We start from the raw sequence: 16,413 nt of genomic DNA, 5'->3' as shown, positions 1-16,413 counted from the left end.
TATTGGCCAGCAGCGTATTTTCACACAGCGACTACGGCTTGCGCAGGTCCGCCAGTGCCGCATCCAGCTCGACAAAACGAAACCGAAAACCGGCAGCTTGCAATCGCATCGGCACGGCCTTCTGCCCACCTAGGATCAGCCCGGACAGCTCGCCCAGACCGACCTTCAAGGCTAGCGCCGGGACCGGCAATACTGCCTGTCGCCCAAGGCTGCGCCCCAGCGCTTTGGCGAACTCGGCATTGCGTACCGGCTGTGGCGCGCAGGCATTGTATGGGCCGCTCGCCTCGGGCTGCTGTAACAGAAAATCTATCAGGGCGATCTGATCATTAATGTGAACCCATGGCATCCATTGGCGACCGTTGCCTTGACGCCCGCCCAACCCAAGCCGAAACAATGGCATCAGACGCTGCAGGAATCCGCCCTCGCGAGCCAGAACCAGGCCAGTACGCACCAGCACGACACGGACCCCAAGCCTCTGCGCACGAGCGGCGCTTTCTTCCCATGCGTTGCATAGCTGACTAGCGAAATCGTTCGTGACGGGCGGGTGGTCTTCGGTCAGCTCGCGCTCACCTCCATCTCCATACCAGCCGACCGCCGAGCCGGAGATCAAAACCTGCGGTTTCTGCTCGCGGCCCGACAACCACTCGATCAACTGCTCGGTGAGATTGATGCGACTGTTCCACAGCAACAGGCGTCGCGACTTGGTCCACGGACGATCGGCGATCGGTGCGCCAGCCAGATTGATCACAGCATCTATGGGTGTCGGACCGATTTCATCCAGTTCACCGATGCCCTTTACCCGTTCGCCACAACGCTCGGCGACCTGATCAGGTGAACGGCTCCACACCCAGATATCGTGCCCTTGGGCCAGCCAGTGCCTGCACAGCTGTCGCCCGATCAGGCCGGTCCCTCCGGTCAGCAAAATGTTCATGGCGGTCACCTCGTAACGTCGTCGCGGATGGCTGGGTCAGGCGATGCACTGCGCAGGTCTAGATGCTTTGATCTACGTCTATACAGACGCCCAACGCTGTATAGCTTATTGACTAAAAGCGTAGCCTACAGACCCCGGCAACAAGGAACCCCTGATCGCTTCCTTCCGCTTCGCCTGGATGCCGTGGCGACAGTGCCGTGCATGCGAGCGCAGCGAAACCGATAAAGACGGAGGACCAACCCCAACGCGGCGCGCTAGCGAACGAACGAACGAACGAACGCTGAGCGTACACAGATTCCCCCGCTGACTTCTACAGTTTTATTGACTTGTATAACCGCACGATTATGATGGCCCCATTGTTGTACGGACACTACAGTTTGTACAAGTCTCGCAGAGGTCGATCTATGACCACCGTCTCACGCTCCATCATCAAAATCGGTATCAGCGCCTGCCTGCTTGGCCAACCGGTGCGCTTTAACGGCGGGCACAAGGAGTCACGTCTGTGCAGCGAAACCTTGGCTCGCCATTTCGAATTCGTACCGATCTGCCCGGAAGTAGCTATAGGCCTGGGCACGCCGCGCGAACCGATCCGGCTGGTTGGTAATCCGGCTAGCCCTCGCGCCGTCGGCACCGTGCATCCCGAACTGGATGTCAGCGACGCTTTGACCGCCTACGGCAAACACATCGCCGTCGAACTGGACGACATCAGCGGCTACATCCTCATGCAGAAATCTCCTTCCTGCGGCATGGAGCGGGTCAAGGTTTACCAGGCCAACGGTCACCCGACCGAGGGTGGCGGCTCGGGTCTGTTCGCCCGTGCCTTGATGGAGGCACGGCCAGATCTGCCGATCGAAGAGGATGGCAGGCTCAACGACCCAGTGTTGCGAGAAAATTTTCTTACTCGAATTTTTGCCTACGCCGAATGGCAGCGCCTATTGAAGGAGGGCCTGACTCGAAAGGCCGTGGTCGATTTCCACTCGCGCTATAAATATCAGTTGATGGCGACCGATCCGCTGCAATACAAGGCACTCGGCCGGTTGGTAGCAACCATCGGCAACGCGCCATTGGATGAATTCGCCCCGCCCTACTTCAGCCAATTGATGGCTGCGCTCAAAAAAACTGCATCGCGCGGCACTCATAGCAATGTACTTCAGCACCTGAGCGGCTATCTCAAGAACGACCTCGGCAGCGAAGACAAGCAGGAGCTTCAGCGCCTGATTACTCAGTACCGCAAAGGCACCGTGCCGCTGGTGGTGCCGCTGACGCTGCTCAAACATCATTTCCGCCGGCATCCGGATCACTATGTAGCCAACCAGGCCTATCTGCAGCCGCACCCGGAAGACCTCAGCCTGCGCAACGGCATCTGAAATGACCAAGGTTTCCGATAGCGACATCAATGCAAGCGCTACCGAAGGTTGGGCTCCGATCAGGGAAGTGGCGCGCCTTACAGGCGTCAACCCGGTGACCCTGCGCGCCTGGGAACGGCGCTATGGGCTGATCGTCCCGCGGCGCACGGCCAAGGGTCATCGCCTTTATGACGACAGCCATGTACAGCGCATCCTGAACATCGTCGGTTGGCTCAATCGCGGCGTTGCGGTGGGCCAGGTCAAGCGATTGCTTGATACGCGCCAGCCTCCTAGCGGAGCCGAGCCTAACCAGTGGAGTGGAATGCACGACGAGATGCTTCGCGCGATCAGCATGCTGGCCGAGCGACAGCTCGACGAAAGCTTCAACCGGGCACTGGCGGTCTATCCGCCGCGCACGCTCTGTAAACATTTGCTGCTGCCGTTGCTAATGAGCCTCGAGCTGCGCTGGAACAAAAGGTTCGGTGCGGAACTCGAGCGCGCGCTGTTTCATTCGTGGTTGCGCACCAAACTTGGTACGCGGCTCTATCACAGCAATCGTCAGCACAGCGGCGCACCATTGTTGGCGGTAGGACTGTGCGACCAGCGCTTCGAGCCGGGTCTTTGGCTCTGCGCCTGGCTCGTCTCCAATGCCGGTTGTCCGGTTGAAATTATCGAATGGCCGGTACCACTCGCCGAACTGCCCTTGGCACTTGAGCAGATCGCACCGCGCGGCTTGTTGCTGTATGCCAGCCAAACGCTGGACAGCAATCGTCTGCAACGGCAGCTGCCGCGGCTGGCCGACAAAAAGAAAATCATGCCGGTCATGCTCGCGGGCCCGGCAGCCAGTATTCACCAGGCCGAATTACGCAACCTGCCCGGCCTGATGCTCGCCGACGATCCATTGACCGCGCTCGATGCGCTGCAGGCAAGCCCGCTGTTCGATGGCCCAGAAGGATATATGGAATGAACCAACTGCTCTGGCTGCGCACTGATCTGCGCGTCACCGACAACTCCGCTCTGGTGGCCGCGATGAATGGCGGGCCGACCATTGCGCTTTTCCTGATCACGCCCGGTCAATGGCTTGCCCATGACGACGCGGCGTGCAAGGTGGATTTCTGGCTGCGCAATCTCAACGAAGTCTCGGCGCGACTGGCCGAGCTGAACGTGCCGCTGCTGGTTCGCATCGTCCACGATTGGCAGGACGTTCCCGCGCTGATCGCCGATCTATGCCGCGAACATGCAATCGGCAGCGTCCATGTCAACGATGAGTATGGGGTGAACGAGCAACGCCGTGACGCCGCCGTGGCGCGGGCGCTCCACGGTACGCAAGCGAGCCTGTACCGCCATCTCGATCAACTGCTCTTTGCGCCGGGCAGCGTACATACTCTGTCGGGCGGTTGCTTCAAGGTCTTCAGCCAGTTTCGCAAGGTTTGCTATTCCCGCCTGAGCCAGTCGCTGCCGCCCTGCCTGCCCGTGCCTGCACGACAAACGCCGTTGCCCCTGAACAGCGATCCGGTACCGACCGCGGTCGATGGTTTCGCAGTACCCAGCGACTACCTGCGCTCGCTCTGGCCTGCTGGCGAAAAGTTTGCCCGGGAGCGCCTGGCTATATTCGCCGAAGACGATCTGGCCGAGTACCAACTGCGCCGGGACCTCCCCGCCGAACCCGGTACCAGTCAGCTTTCGGCCTACCTGGCAGCCGGCGTCATCTCGCCGCGCCAGTGCCTGCACGCTGCGCTGAGGACGAACCAGGCCGAACTGGACAGCGGCAACCCTGGGGCAGTTACCTGGATCAACGAGCTGCTCTGGCGAGAGTTCTACAAACATATCCTGGTTGGCTATCCGCAGGTCTCCATGGGTCGCGCATTCCGCCGCGAAACCGAGGCGCTGCCCTGGCGCCATGCGCCGGATGAGCTGGCCGCCTGGCAGCAAGGCCGCACCGGCTTTCCAATCATCGACGCCGCCATGCGTCAGCTACTCGCGACCGGCTGGATGCATAACCGTCTGCGCATGATCGTTGCCATGTTCCTGACCAAGAACCTGTTGATCGACTGGCGCGAAGGCGAACGCTGGTTCATGCGCCACCTGATCGACGGCGATCTCGCCGCGAATAATGGTGGCTGGCAATGGAGCTCATCCACGGGGACCGACTCGGTGCCGTACTTCCGCCTGTTCAATCCGCTCAGTCAGTCGGCGAAGTTTGACCCTGAGGGCCGCTTCCTGCGGCAATGGCTGCCCGAACTCGCACAGCTGGACAACCGCGACATTCATAACCCAGCCACCAAGGCCGGCCTGTTTGGCACCGCCGAATACCCGCCGCCGATCACCGACCTGGCGATGAGCCGTGAGCGAGCGCTATCCACTTTCAAAAACCTGGGCGAACCAGTTTGAGCGGCCTTCGCGTCGCGCGCGGTTAGTTTCATACAGCAGGAGCGCGCCGTGGTATTCACTGACGCGGGCGTCTCGGCCGAAAGCACTGGTGAACGAGCTACTTGAGGCCCGCAATCCCGGCCACGATCAGCCCCACCGACAGCAGCTTGACCGGCGTCAGCGCCTCGCCCAACAACAAGGCGCCCAGCAACACCGTGCCGAGCGTGCCGATACCGGTCCAGATCGGATAAGCGACGCTTACCGGCAGCTCGCGCAATGCCAAGGTCAGAAAGTAGATGCCGGCGCTGGCCGCGACGATCACCAGCCCGCTGGGGGCGAGCCGGGTGAAGCCGTCGGCATATTTCATCGCCAGTGCAAACAGCACTTCAAACCCTGCCGCCAACAACAGGAACAACCAGGCGCTGGCCATCAGAAGTCCATCGCCAGCTCTGCCAGGCGTCGTTGCGCCATTGCATAGGACGCTTCGAACGCCATTCCGCCGAACTCATCATTTTCTACCGCGACGACTTCGACATCGGTGATGCCGATCAACCCGAGCACATCGCGCAGGTGGGTATCGGCATGATTGAGCCGTGCATTCGCGCCATCCGGGCCGTACCCGCGATCTCCGCGAGTGGTGATGATTAAACCGCGCTTGCCAAGCACCCGTGGCTTGTACTGGCTCGCCGGATCTTCAGGGGTGAAATCGAAGGTGCGGCCGATACGGACAATCTGATCGATCCAGGCTTTCACTCCGCTGGGAACGCCGAAGTTGTACATGGGCGCTGCGATGACCAGACGATCCGTGGCTAACAACTCATCGACCAACTCGTCACTGAGGGCGAGGTCTGCGCGCATCGCCTCCGAGCGTTCACAGGGATCGTGAAAGGCGGCCGCAACCCAGCCCTCGGTAACGGGCGGCAGAACGATGCGACCCACCTCCCGGCGCGAGATATCACTGTCGCGCTGCTCGGCTGCCAGGGCCTGAAGAAAATGATCGAGCAAGCGCCGCGAATGTGAGCGTTCGCCCCGCGGGCTGCCTTGTATGGCTAGAATTTTTTTCATCGGTTATCTCCATGAGCCGCACCGATGCGGCCGTCGGAGCTAAATTACTGGCCGCTGCGAATGGCCACAAATGAGCAATACTCTTCCCGAATGAGCTGAATTCATCTGGGGCTTCTGATGTTTGCAAACTTGCCACTCACCGCGTTGCGTACTTTCGAATCCGCAGCGCGACTGCAAAGCTTCAAGGCGGCGGCCGAGGAGCTTGCCGTAACGCCAACGGCGGTGTCGCATCAGATCAAGGCGCTCGAAGGCTGGCTGGGCGTACCGCTGTTTCAGCGGATGGCCCGCGGCGTGCGCCTGACCGATTGCGGTGAGCGGCTGTTTCGCAGCCTGCATGGCGCTCTGCTGGAGGTCGTGCAAGCGGTCGACCAGTTGCGCCCCCAGCCGAGCACCGGGAACCTGACCCTATCTGTTACGCCGGCCTTTGCCGCGCTCTGGTTGATTCCGCGCCTCGGGCGCTTTTATCAGGCGCACCCCGGCATCAAAGTGCGTGTCGAGACCAGCACCGAACTGCTCGATCTGCATCAGGACGCCAGCATCGATTTGGTAATCCGCTATGGCTATGGCAATCACCCCACCCTGCACAGCCAGTGCCTGCTCGACGAATGCTTCGGTGTTTATGGCGCACCGGATCTGCTCGCCGCGCTCGACCCGGCTCGGCTGACGCTGATTACCGTACGCTGGCGCAACCCACAGCTTTACGATCGCAGCTGGAAAGCCTGGTGCGGAGCCGCTGCCGAAGCATGGCTGGAAAGCGCCGAGCTGCGCGAATACGACGACGAACACTACGCGTTGCAGGCCGCCATCGCCGGGCAAGGTCTGGTGCTGGCGAGCAATGTGCTGGTATCGCAGAGCCTGGCGATGGGACTGCTGCAGCCCTATCGCGCCGAGGTCACGGTGCCCGGTGCATCCTACACGGCGCTCTGCGTGCCCGGCCGCGAGCGCCATCCGCCGGTGAAGGCTTTCTTCGACTGGCTGAACAACGAATCCTGCAGTCACTGAGACGCCCGTCAGGTCAGCGGCGTGACCACCGCGGCCTGATACGCCGCACGCTGTTGCAGTCGCTCGTACCAGTCACGCAGGTGCGGCAGGTCTGGTCGCTCGATGGGCATCTCGAACCAGGCGTAGGCGAAACAACCCAGCGGAATATCACCCATCCCGAACGAGGCGCCGGACAGATAAGGCTGCTCGGCCAGGGTTTGGTCCGCGATAGCCATGAGCTTGCCGCATTCCGCCACCGCGGCCTGTACGGCCGGCATGTCGCGTTGGTCCGGCGCTGTGCGAACGATGTTCCAGAACACCGTGCGAAAGGGAGCGGCCAGTGACGAGGTAACCCAGTCCATCCACTTGTCCGCCTGAGCGCGTTGACTTGGGTCGGGGTTCCATAGCGCGCCTTCGCCGTACTGCGCAGCCAGATACCGCACGATGGCATTGGATTCCCACAAGACCAGCTCGCCGTCTTCCAGGCACGGCACCAGCTGATTCGGATTCTTCGCGATGTAATTGGCCTCGCCGACGACCCCGAAGGCGCCACCGGCATCGATGCGGGCATAGGGAACACCCAGCTCTTCCAGGCACCAAAGCGCCTTTTTTACGTTGGTCGAATTGATCCGACCCCAGAGTTTCAACATGCGATTGCGCTCCTGCCCGCCGACGTTTGACGTCAAAGCCGCAACCCTAGCCGTAAACCGATGTCAGCCGCTAGCGATACGCCGCACCACGGTTAGCGAGTCTTTCCTCTGTCGGCCAGCAGCCGTGTGGCACCTTGGGCTTTCTGCGTGTACCAGAACACGCGGCTGACGCCACGGGTGATCGCCACGTAGGCCAGGCGCAGACTCTCGTCGGCCATGGCCTGGTCGTAGCTGTTGCGAAAGAAACCGCAATAGGCATATAGCGCGTTGCGCAACGGATGGCGTTCCGCTGGCAGGCAGTCATCGACGATGATCGCGACCTCGGCCTGCAGCCCCTTGGCGCGGTGAATGGTGTAGGTCTTGACCGGTAGCTTGCGATCCAGCTGTGCCTCGATGGCACGCAAGGGTTCGTTGCGCCGGCTGAGCACCAGGACCGCATTGCGGTCCGCATTCGGGCGACCGGCGACGTGCTCGCACTGGGCCTGGATGTCGCGGATCAGCTCTGGCAGCCGCGTCTTCACATCGAAGCGGGTAACCAGTTTCACCCCGTGATCGCCCTGCTGTATTGCCTTGGCCGCCTGGCTGGCCTTTGCCTGCTTGAACGCAACTGCGCTCAATACCGCCTCACCATCTCGGACAATCGGCTCGATCGAGCGGTAGTTGGTTTCGAGCATCAACACCCTGCTCTTCTTCGAGGCACCTCGGCTGGGGAAGTACTTGTCGAAATCCATGAACAGTTCCGGCGAACTGCCGCGCCAGCCGTAGATCGACTGCCAGTCATCGCCGATGGCCATCAGACTCACGGCCTCGCCCTGTCGCGACAATGCATGATGTAGCGCCTGCAGCCACTGCACGATCTGCGGTGAGATGTCCTGGAACTCATCGATCAGCAGATGGCTGAACGGCGCCAACGCGGCGGTCGACACACCGTGGTCGGACGCCGCCAAACGCTGGGTCAACGATTGAAAGGCACCATTGAAAGTAGTCAGCCCCTGGCTCTCCAAGAGCGCCTGAAAGTGCTTCCAGAACAGCATCAGCGCTTCGATGAAAGCGCGCTCACGTGGCGAGCAGTCCATTCGGGCAGGCTGCATGTGTTCGATCCGGATGCCGATGCTCTCGATGAAACCGGCTTGCGCATAGAACGCTTCGAACAGCGGCATCGGGGTGAACTCACCGGCCAGCTTGAACCCGTCCAATGGCGCCTTGGGTACGCGTTTGCCTTTCGACTCGCCAGGCTGCGGCAACTGCAGCAATTCATGCACCCGCACGCGGAAAGCGTCTTCTTCGACGTAGCAGGTTTGATAGGCCTGCTTCAGCAGCCGCTGCTGTGCCGGACGCAAGCGCGAGGAAGTCAATGGGTTATCCAGTTCGGTGGGCGATGCGCCCTTTTCGTCCAGCTGCTCGAACCAGACCTGTTTGCCCAGTACGTTCTTGGCCAGCACCGCCATTGCCGAATGAAAGGTTCGTACGCACTGGCGCGCGCTGGCTGGATCGAAATCGAAATTCCAGAAACCCAGCACCTTGATCAGTTGCTCACGCAGTTGCGAGCAGGAAGCATTGGTGAAGGAAATGACCGTCAGCCTTTCCGGCGCGATGCCCATATGGCACAGCATGAACACGACGCGCAGTACCAACGTGGTGGACTTCCCCGAGCCGGCACCGGCGAAGATGCGCGTCACCGGGCTGTCGCTGAGGATCATCGCCCACTGCTCGTCCGAGGGCGCGCAAATCACGCCTGCCTCTACAGCACGGCCGACGCGCAAGCGCATCGCTTGGACCTGCTGGTCCTCGACCGATAGTTTCGCTGGGCCATAAATACCTTCACTGGCGGACTTGCGGGGCTTCGCCCGAGGCTTGATGGGTTTCTCGGCAAGTGGGGGCTTCTTCGGATGGCGACCGGCCTTGGCAGATTGTTTGGCAACGCGCTTGGCCGTTGGTGTCGAAACCGCGCTCGGCCAGCGGCGCAATACCAATTCTTCCTCCGATCGCATATAGGCCGATGTACGAGGGAAACAACGCGCCAGAGCTCCTGACAGAAGCAGTTTGTAGCGCTTGACGGCAGACAGCATTGGATACCAACCAGACCATGAATAGGTGATTGATATGGTAAAGGTTTTTCGCATATGACTGATGCTGAGGCGAGGAGCGGCTACCGGCGCCAGTGCCGTTCAGCGTCTCGGTAAGCATGCTGAAGCGCAGGAACTGCAGCGCTTTCGGGGCTTGTCATCGACGTGCTGCGGCTTCCAGCGATGCATCAGTCGCTCTTCACGTTCGTCGGTTGCGTGGCACCCTGCTCGCGGGTTGACCACTAACCTGTACCGCCATCTCGAATGCTTGCTGATCCTTATCCATTACGCCGCAATCGACAGGATCTTATGTACAGAATCGGTTTCGCCTGCATGTATCGTCATCCCGGTCATAGCGAGTCGCTGAAGGAATTGGAGGCGATCGAGCGATCATTCAATCCACGTTCGACCACATTGCGCTGGCTCAACAGCGTGTCGCAGGAGGTTGCGCGGGAAAAGCTGAGCGGCATCATCGAACACAATCTGGCAGCACAGCTGCGCCTGCTCGAATACGTCGGCACATTGCCTGAGTCCATGCGCATGCTCCGCCTGAGCAGCGATCTGCTGCCCTTCTATAGCCATCCCGAGGCGGCCGAGTTTTATCGCCAGACCGAAGTTCGCAACAGTATCGAGGCGGGCTTTGCAAAGATCGGCGAGCATGCCAGAGCTCTGGCTATCCGCCTGTCGCTGCATCCCGGCCAGTACTGCGTGCTGGGCTCGGACAAACCACAGGTAGTTGAAAACAGCTTGGCGGAATTCGAGTATCACGCCGACATGATTCGGATGATGGGCTTCGGCCGGCAGTTTCAAGACTTCAAATGCAACGTGCATATCGCCGGACGGTTGGGTATCGAAGGTATCCGCGCAGTGTGGCCGCGCCTTTCGCAAGAAGCGAGAAACAGCATCACCTTCGAGAACGAAGAAAAGACCTATGGCGTCGACGACTGCCTGCAACTCGCTGATCTGGCGCCGGTGGTGCTGGATATTCACCACTGCTGGATCAACGAGGACCATTACATCGATCCGCACGACTCACGCGTGGCGCAAATCATCGACAGCTGGCACGGCGTGCGACCGACAATGCATTACTCGCAGCCACCCGAAAGCCTGATGGAGATAGGTTTTTCCGCCAACGAAAAGCTGGAAATGCCGATTCTGCTGGAGAAAGTCAGCAAGCGTGACCTCTACAGCCACAGCAAGCGCATGTGGAACCACTGGACCAATCTATACGCGAGGGAATTCCTCGACCGTTTCGACATCATGTTCGAGGCCAAGGACAAGAATCTCGCGACACGGGATTACTACCGCGACTATCTCGTCTAGTCAGATACTCACGGTGGATTTAGTCAGGCGCCAGGGATCATCGGCTAGATAAAGCGGAGCGAGGCGAAGTTCGGTATAACGGCGCTGCATTTGCAACTGCATTGAATGTTCATCCTGCGCGAACCCCGTGACGGTTTGCGCAGGATGGCAGAGCGTCAAAAATTCCTTAGTCGAATTTCCTGCTCTCGCCGTCTGGCCAGCGCATCAGCGGCGATCAATGCCAGCAACGGCAGCACGCCGACCTTCAGCCCCAGTTCCCATGATCCAAGGAACCCAATCAGTACCGCTCCTACAACAACGATGGCAGCAATGCAGTGAGCGCAGAAGCGCCACAACTCGAGTGCAACGACCTGAGCATTCTGGTTGTTGATCATGGTGAGCCCCTCTTTCTTGTTGTAATCGCTTTGTACACTTTGAGCGTAGTCAGCCTGCGTGCGAGCGCAAACACATTTTTGTTTCAAAGATGTGTCTATCTCGCCGGTTTCAGGGTTTTTTTGAAGTGGTTGAGGTCAGCTTACATAGGGGTCAGTCATAGCAAGATCGGCAGACAGAAGGATTCGCTCGACTGGGGTGGTCATACCTCAATCCGAATAATCAGGCCGCTCCGTCGTGGACAATTTTGCCCAGTGCGCACCGCAAGATCTCGATGGTGCGGTCTACGTGTTTCAGCTTCTCCAGCCCAAAAAGGCCGATACGGAAGGTCTGAAAGTCAGCCGGCTCATCACATTGCAGCGGTACGCCTGCCGCGATCTGCAAGCCTTGCGCGGCGAATTTCCTGCCGTTCTTGATATCGCTATCGTTGGTGTAACACACCACCACACCCGGCGCCTCGAAGCCGCCGGCCGCGACGCTCGCAAATCCCTCTTCGGCCAGCAGCGTTCGGACGCGCTGTCCCAACTCCAACTGTTGGGCGCGAACGGTCTCGAAGCCATAGGCTTTCGTTTCCAGCATGACATCGCGAAAACGCGCCAGGGCATCGCTCGGCATGGTCGCGTGATAGGCATGTCCACCCTGCTCGTACGCCTGCATGATCTGTAGCCACTTCTTCAGGTCGCAGGCAAAACTGCTGCTCTGGGTTGCTTCGACGCGCGCCTGGGCGGCCTGGCTTAGCATCACCAAGGCGCAGCAAGGCGACGCGCTCCAGCCCTTTTGCGGAGCGCTGATCAACACATCGACGCCGCATGCCTGCATGTCTACCCACAGCGCGCCGGAAGCGATGCAATCCAGAACGAACAGACCGCCAACCGCATGCACCGCATCCCCCACGGCACGTAGATAATCGTCAGGGAGGATCATCCCGGACGAGGTCTCGACATGCGGCGCGAAGACCAAGTCCGGCTTTTGCGCCGCGATGGTTGCGATGACTTCATCGATGGGAGGGGGAGCAAATGCAGCCTGAGGCTTTTGGCTTTCCGGTCGCGCCTTGAGCACGGTGGAATGCGCCGGGATCGAGCCCATCTCGAAAATCTGCGTCCAGCGATAACTGAACCATCCGTTACGGATCACCAGACACTTGCGGTCATGGGCCAGCTGACGCGCAACCGCCTCCATGCCGAAGGTGCCACTGCCGGGCACCACGACGACAGCATGAGCGTTGTAGACAGTCTTGAGCGTGGAGGAGATATCGTTCATTACGGTCTGGAACGACCGGGACATGTGATTCAAAGATCGATCGGTGTACACCACCGAATACTCGATCAGTCCATCGGGATCGACACTGGGAAAGAGGTCCGACATGGAAAACTCCACAGGCAAGAGCTAGCCCTCGACCCTGCCCGAAGCTGATTCGCTTTACAAGGTTTACGCACTGTCCTGTTAGCGATTGATGACCCCGCCGCGATACAGCCTGCCGGCTTCTGCCGCATGCCCCAACATCAGCAAAGATAAGCGGCGCTATTCAGCACGTGCACTCAAAACTCCCTGCCCGTTAAGTTCAATTACTAGATTACCGTTTGTCGGATTATCGATATTGGAAAGCTGGTAACTGCGTAACGGCAAGTTCAAAAAAATGACGTCAACATAGTTCGGAGACTGTTGTTTTCAGTGTTCTAAAACACCCCTGCATTAATACCAATGCGTACAGGCAATATCAAATTAATATCAAACAGTTTGATCGCCGAATTATTGGCGCCTATAAACAGGCGATATATATTCTCTCCATTTTAAAAACGAATTATAAAGGCGCTCCTAAGACGCCGAAGCCGCCCCCATCGCCGTCTCGCAAACCAGAGTTCGTTCTGCGGCTGTTTGCGTAACCGGGTCGCTTGTTGATCAACCTGCCATCCCCCGGCGCGCTGCGGTGCGCGATTGGATGTGCGTACTCACGGTGAGATAAATGTCTGTCATCACGTTTTCGAGTGTTCGTAAGGCACTCATTTCCACGATCACCCTAACTGCGCTGCTGCTGCCGATTGACAGTCCCGCGTTTGCGGCGACCGCGAGCAGCACCCGCGTCTCGGGTATTTCTTACGCGGCGCTGATAAACAAGTACACCAATACGCTGTGGCAGAACGGTTCGTGGCGCGCCTCGGCAGGCGTTTCCATTCGCGCTAGCGCAGCCAACATGGCCGCATTCAAGGCAGGCGGTTATGCGAAAACGGCAGATGGGCAGGTCCGCAAGATCACCTCGGTGAAGGTAGCTGGCGCAGACCTCAGGGTATTCATGGAAGGTCCGGCGTTTGATGGCAGCCTCGTGGGCTATCCAAAAAAGCTCAGCGTCAGCAATGCGGCCAGCGCGACGCCATTCAAATCGCAGCCCGCTATCGTTGAAGCGCCTGCGGCAAGCTATGCGGCACTGATCAACAAGTTCACCAACAGCTACTGGTCCAACGGCTCGTGGCGAGCTTCGGCGGGTGTTTCGGTTGCCGCCACTTCACAGAACCTCGATGCGTTCGAAGTCGGCACTCGAGTTCGATTGGCTGACGGGCAGGAACGCACCGTCACATCGGTAAAAGCTGCAAGCGGTGCGCTGACCATATTCATGAATGGTGCCGTCCTGGATGGCTCGCTGGTTGGCTACCCGAACAAGCTCCGGGTGGCCGCTGCTCCGGCTTCATCCGCGCTAGCCGAAGCCCCGGCTGTGCAACTGGTTGGCGTGGCGTTGTCCGGCGCGGCGTTCGGGCCATCGGTCCTGCCCGGCAAGCACGGCACCAACTACATTTATCCGGCCGAGTCGTATTACAAGAAGTACGCGGAGCAAGGGTTGAAGCTGGTTCGCCTGCCTTTTCTTTGGGAACGGCTACAGCCACAGCTAAACACGGAACTCGACGCGGCGCAGTTGAAGCTGCTCACGCAGTCTCTCGACTTCGCACAGAAGCATGGCGTCAAGGTCGTCCTCGACATGCATAACTACTACCGCTACTACAAGCAGCCGATCGGCTCGGAAACCGTACCGATCAAGTCATTTGCCGATACCTGGAAGCGCATCGCGCAGAAGATCGGCAACCATCCGGCACTCAGCGGTTACGGCCTGATGAACGAGCCGAACACCAAGGGGCTTTGGCCTGAGGCAGCATTGGCTGCGGCCAAGGCGATTCGTCAGGTAGACCAGACCAACTGGATCTATGTCGCTGGCGACCGGTTCTCCAGCGCCTGGCACTGGCCTCAGTCCAATACCCAACTTATCGCTGACCCCTGGATGCGCGATCCGGCGAACAACCTGATCTTCGAAGCCCATATGTACCTCGATCGCGACACGTCCGGCATGTACAAGGACAAGACCGAAACCTTCGCGCCGGACCTGGGTATCGCTCGCGCCAAGCCTTTCGTCGATTGGCTGCGGTCAAACAAGCTGCGCGGTTTCATCGGTGAAATGGGCGTTCCGAACTATGCGCCCGATGCAATCCTGGCGATGGATAACCTGCTCGGTTACTTGCGTGACAACTGTGTTCCACTCACCTACTGGGCCGGCGGCCCCTGGTGGGGTAATTACATCCTCGCCCTGGACGTATCGGGCGGCGCAGAACAGCCACAACTGCCGGTCCTGAGGAAACACGCCGCCACACCGAATAGCTGCGCGGCCATAGGCGAACCGATGTAAGCCATTCGCCATACATTGCTTAACGGAAGGCCTGACATGCGCTGCGTGTCAGGCCTTTTTTTCACCCTCGATTTCCTACACGTACCAGAGGTTTACCTTGGCCTGCTCCGCGCCACCCTGCTCTCAAGCAAGCGGAACCAATCACCGAATCGGCGGGACGAACCCTTTGTGTCTGAATCCAGTACCTAAACGGCTGACATAGACTTGCGCCGAACGCTCCGAGGACGAAAATGAAGGAAGGAATCTTGCTGGCCGCCACCGGCCTGCTGGTTGTACTGACCTGTTTGCCGCTCTGGAAAAACCCGGCCTGGTGGGTACGCGACCTGGATTTCCCCCGATTACAACTGTGCGTACTGGCGCTCGTGCTGCTGTTTGCCCAGGCGCTGCTTTTGTCCTACTCCGAACCGCTGCAAATATTTATTTCAGCCCTTTCGGTTGGCTGTCTGGCGTATCAGGCTTGGTGGATCATCCCCTATACCAGGCTATGGCATCGTGAAGTGAAATCCGCCGATACGAGCCAGTACAAACCTCGTATTCGCGTCATGGCGGCCAATGTCCTGACCCCAAACCGACAGGCTGACAAGCTCAAGGCGCTGGTTCGCGAGCATCGCCCCGATGTGCTGGTTACGCTCGAAACCGATCATTGGTGGGAGACGCAGTTGGAAGAGCTGACTGACCAATATCCGTACAGCATCCGTTGCCCGCTGGACAATCTCTATGGCATGCATGTCTGGTCACGGCTTGCGCTGGAAAATGCCGAAACCCGCTTTCTGGTCGAAGACGACGTGCCGTCAATGCACGCCAATGTCCGGCTGAACGACCAGCTGGCGATCCGCATGCATTTTCTTCACCCGGCCCCGCCCAGCCCCACCGAAAACGATGAATCGACCGAGCGCGACGTCGAACTGCTGGTGGTTGCGAAAAGCGTGCAGGACGACGAGGACACGATTCCGATCATCGTCACCGGCGACCTCAACGACGTCGCCTGGTCAGCCAATACGCGGCTGTTTCGCAAGATAAGTGGGCTGCTCGATCCGCGTGTCGGGCGCTGCATGGTCAACAGCTTCCACGCTCAGCACTGGTTTTTACGCTGGCCGCTGGATCACCTCTTCCATAGCCACCACTTCCAGCTGGTACGCATTCAACGGCTGCCGAAGTTCGGTTCCGACCATTTTCCCGTACTGGTCGAACTGCAATACGACCCTGCTCCCGAACAGCAGAGCTTACAAGGCGAAGCGCAGGACGACCGTGAGGCTGCGAAAAAGCTTGGCGAGGAAGGCGTTAGCGAATCTGAGGTGCCAGAGCCGGACAAGCATTAAAGCCGAGCCCCGCCTCTCGACCTTACCGCATCAAACGCGAATGCGGCAGTCGTTACGCCGGTTGCATATCGAAGCCGACACCGAAGCGATTCCAGGCATTGATGGTGGCGATTGCCAGCGTCAAGTTGACGCGCTCTGCCTCGCTGAACTGCTCGCAGAGCTGCTCGTATTCAGTGCTACCTGGGTGACCGCCGGACAGCTGCGGAAGGCTTTCGGTCCAGGCCAGCACCGCCCGCTCGCGTTGGGTAAAAAAGCGCATCGCCGACAGGACCGCAAGCATCGGTGAGCTAACTAACCGCACAGATCATTGACAACCCTTGGAT

Annotated in this window: 15 protein-coding genes; 7 read left to right on the top strand and 8 right to left on the bottom strand. The window is 59.4% G+C overall.

Annotation, left to right across the window (positions count from 1 at the left end; genetic code table 11):
• Positions 1–31: 31 nt before the first annotated feature.
• Positions 32–931 carry a TIGR01777 family oxidoreductase gene (locus D7241_RS06020; protein WP_408100730.1) on the bottom strand — a complete coding sequence of 300 codons (900 nt, stop codon included), beginning with the start codon at positions 929–931 and terminating at the stop codon, positions 32–34.
• Between the two features lie 404 nt (positions 932–1,335).
• Between D7241_RS06020 and D7241_RS06015 the strand changes: the two genes are divergently transcribed.
• From D7241_RS06015 to phrB, 3 genes are read left to right on the top strand one after another with little or no spacing between them, the layout of a single operon-like run.
• Positions 1,336–2,298 carry a YbgA family protein gene (locus D7241_RS06015; RefSeq protein WP_408100729.1) on the top strand — a complete coding sequence of 321 codons (963 nt, stop codon included), beginning with the start codon at positions 1,336–1,338 and terminating at the stop codon, positions 2,296–2,298.
• A 1-nt stretch (position 2,299) separates the two neighbouring features.
• Complete coding sequence (locus D7241_RS06010) at positions 2,300–3,244, top strand: MerR family transcriptional regulator (RefSeq protein WP_408100728.1); 945 nt, start codon at positions 2,300–2,302, stop codon at positions 3,242–3,244.
• On the top strand, positions 3,241–4,668 hold the full coding sequence (gene phrB, locus D7241_RS06005) for a deoxyribodipyrimidine photo-lyase (protein WP_408100727.1): 1,428 nt from the start codon (positions 3,241–3,243) through the stop codon (positions 4,666–4,668). The genes D7241_RS06010 and phrB overlap by 4 nt, the downstream gene beginning before the upstream one ends.
• Positions 4,669–4,765: 97 nt before the next feature.
• Here phrB and D7241_RS06000 read toward each other — a convergent pair whose 3' ends face one another.
• Positions 4,766–5,077, bottom strand: a complete 312-nt coding sequence (locus D7241_RS06000; RefSeq protein WP_408100726.1) for a DMT family transporter — start codon at positions 5,075–5,077, stop codon at positions 4,766–4,768.
• Positions 5,077–5,712 (bottom strand): FMN-dependent NADH-azoreductase, encoded by a 636-nt coding sequence (locus D7241_RS05995; RefSeq protein WP_408100725.1) that lies wholly within the window; start codon positions 5,710–5,712, stop codon positions 5,077–5,079. Before D7241_RS05995 ends, D7241_RS06000 begins: the two co-directional genes overlap by 1 nt.
• 117 nt (positions 5,713–5,829) lie before the next feature.
• On the opposite strand from D7241_RS05995, the gene D7241_RS05990 reads away from it, so the two are divergent.
• A complete protein-coding gene (locus D7241_RS05990) occupies positions 5,830–6,714 on the top strand; it encodes a LysR substrate-binding domain-containing protein (protein WP_408100724.1) in 885 nt (294 codons plus the stop codon).
• 8 nt (positions 6,715–6,722) lie between these two features.
• On the opposite strand, the gene D7241_RS05985 is transcribed toward D7241_RS05990, so the two are convergent.
• Positions 6,723–7,343, bottom strand: coding sequence for a glutathione S-transferase (locus D7241_RS05985; RefSeq protein WP_408100723.1), 621 nt, complete (start codon positions 7,341–7,343; stop codon positions 6,723–6,725).
• Between the two features lie 92 nt (positions 7,344–7,435).
• Positions 7,436–9,412, bottom strand: a complete 1,977-nt coding sequence (locus D7241_RS05980) for a UvrD-helicase domain-containing protein (protein WP_408100722.1) — start codon at positions 9,410–9,412, stop codon at positions 7,436–7,438.
• Positions 9,413–9,718: 306 nt separating this feature from the next.
• Here D7241_RS05980 and D7241_RS05975 point away from each other — a divergent pair, with 306 nt between their 5' ends.
• Entirely contained in the window at positions 9,719–10,732 is a 1,014-nt protein-coding gene (locus D7241_RS05975) for a UV damage endonuclease UvsE (RefSeq protein ID WP_408100721.1), read from the top strand.
• A 155-nt stretch (positions 10,733–10,887) separates the two neighbouring features.
• Here D7241_RS05975 and D7241_RS05970 read toward each other — a convergent pair whose 3' ends face one another.
• Together D7241_RS05970 and D7241_RS05965 are read right to left on the bottom strand one after the other, a co-directional pair.
• A complete protein-coding gene (locus tag D7241_RS05970; RefSeq protein ID WP_255975772.1) occupies positions 10,888–11,106 on the bottom strand; it encodes a hypothetical protein in 219 nt (72 codons plus the stop codon).
• A 220-nt stretch (positions 11,107–11,326) separates the two neighbouring features.
• Positions 11,327–12,469 (bottom strand): aminotransferase class V-fold PLP-dependent enzyme, encoded by a 1,143-nt coding sequence (locus D7241_RS05965; protein ID WP_408100720.1) that lies wholly within the window; start codon positions 12,467–12,469, stop codon positions 11,327–11,329.
• Between the two features lie 598 nt (positions 12,470–13,067).
• Here D7241_RS05965 and D7241_RS05960 point away from each other — a divergent pair.
• Together D7241_RS05960 and D7241_RS05955 are read left to right on the top strand one after the other, a co-directional pair.
• Positions 13,068–14,771, top strand: coding sequence for a glycoside hydrolase family 5 protein (locus D7241_RS05960; RefSeq protein ID WP_408100719.1), 1,704 nt, complete (start codon positions 13,068–13,070; stop codon positions 14,769–14,771).
• A 230-nt stretch (positions 14,772–15,001) separates the two neighbouring features.
• Positions 15,002–16,090 (top strand): endonuclease/exonuclease/phosphatase family protein, encoded by a 1,089-nt coding sequence (locus tag D7241_RS05955; protein WP_408100718.1) that lies wholly within the window; start codon positions 15,002–15,004, stop codon positions 16,088–16,090.
• A 52-nt stretch (positions 16,091–16,142) separates the two neighbouring features.
• On the opposite strand, the gene D7241_RS05950 is transcribed toward D7241_RS05955, so the two are convergent.
• Positions 16,143–16,349, bottom strand: coding sequence for a carboxymuconolactone decarboxylase family protein (locus D7241_RS05950; RefSeq protein WP_408100717.1), 207 nt, complete (start codon positions 16,347–16,349; stop codon positions 16,143–16,145).
• Positions 16,350–16,413 lie beyond the last annotated feature (64 nt).

Source organism: Stutzerimonas sp. VN223-3, from assembly GCF_045999685.1.
GTDB classification, from domain to species: domain Bacteria; phylum Pseudomonadota; class Gammaproteobacteria; order Pseudomonadales; family Pseudomonadaceae; genus Stutzerimonas; species Stutzerimonas stutzeri_AR.
This window is presented reverse-complemented; position numbering and strand designations above follow the sequence as displayed.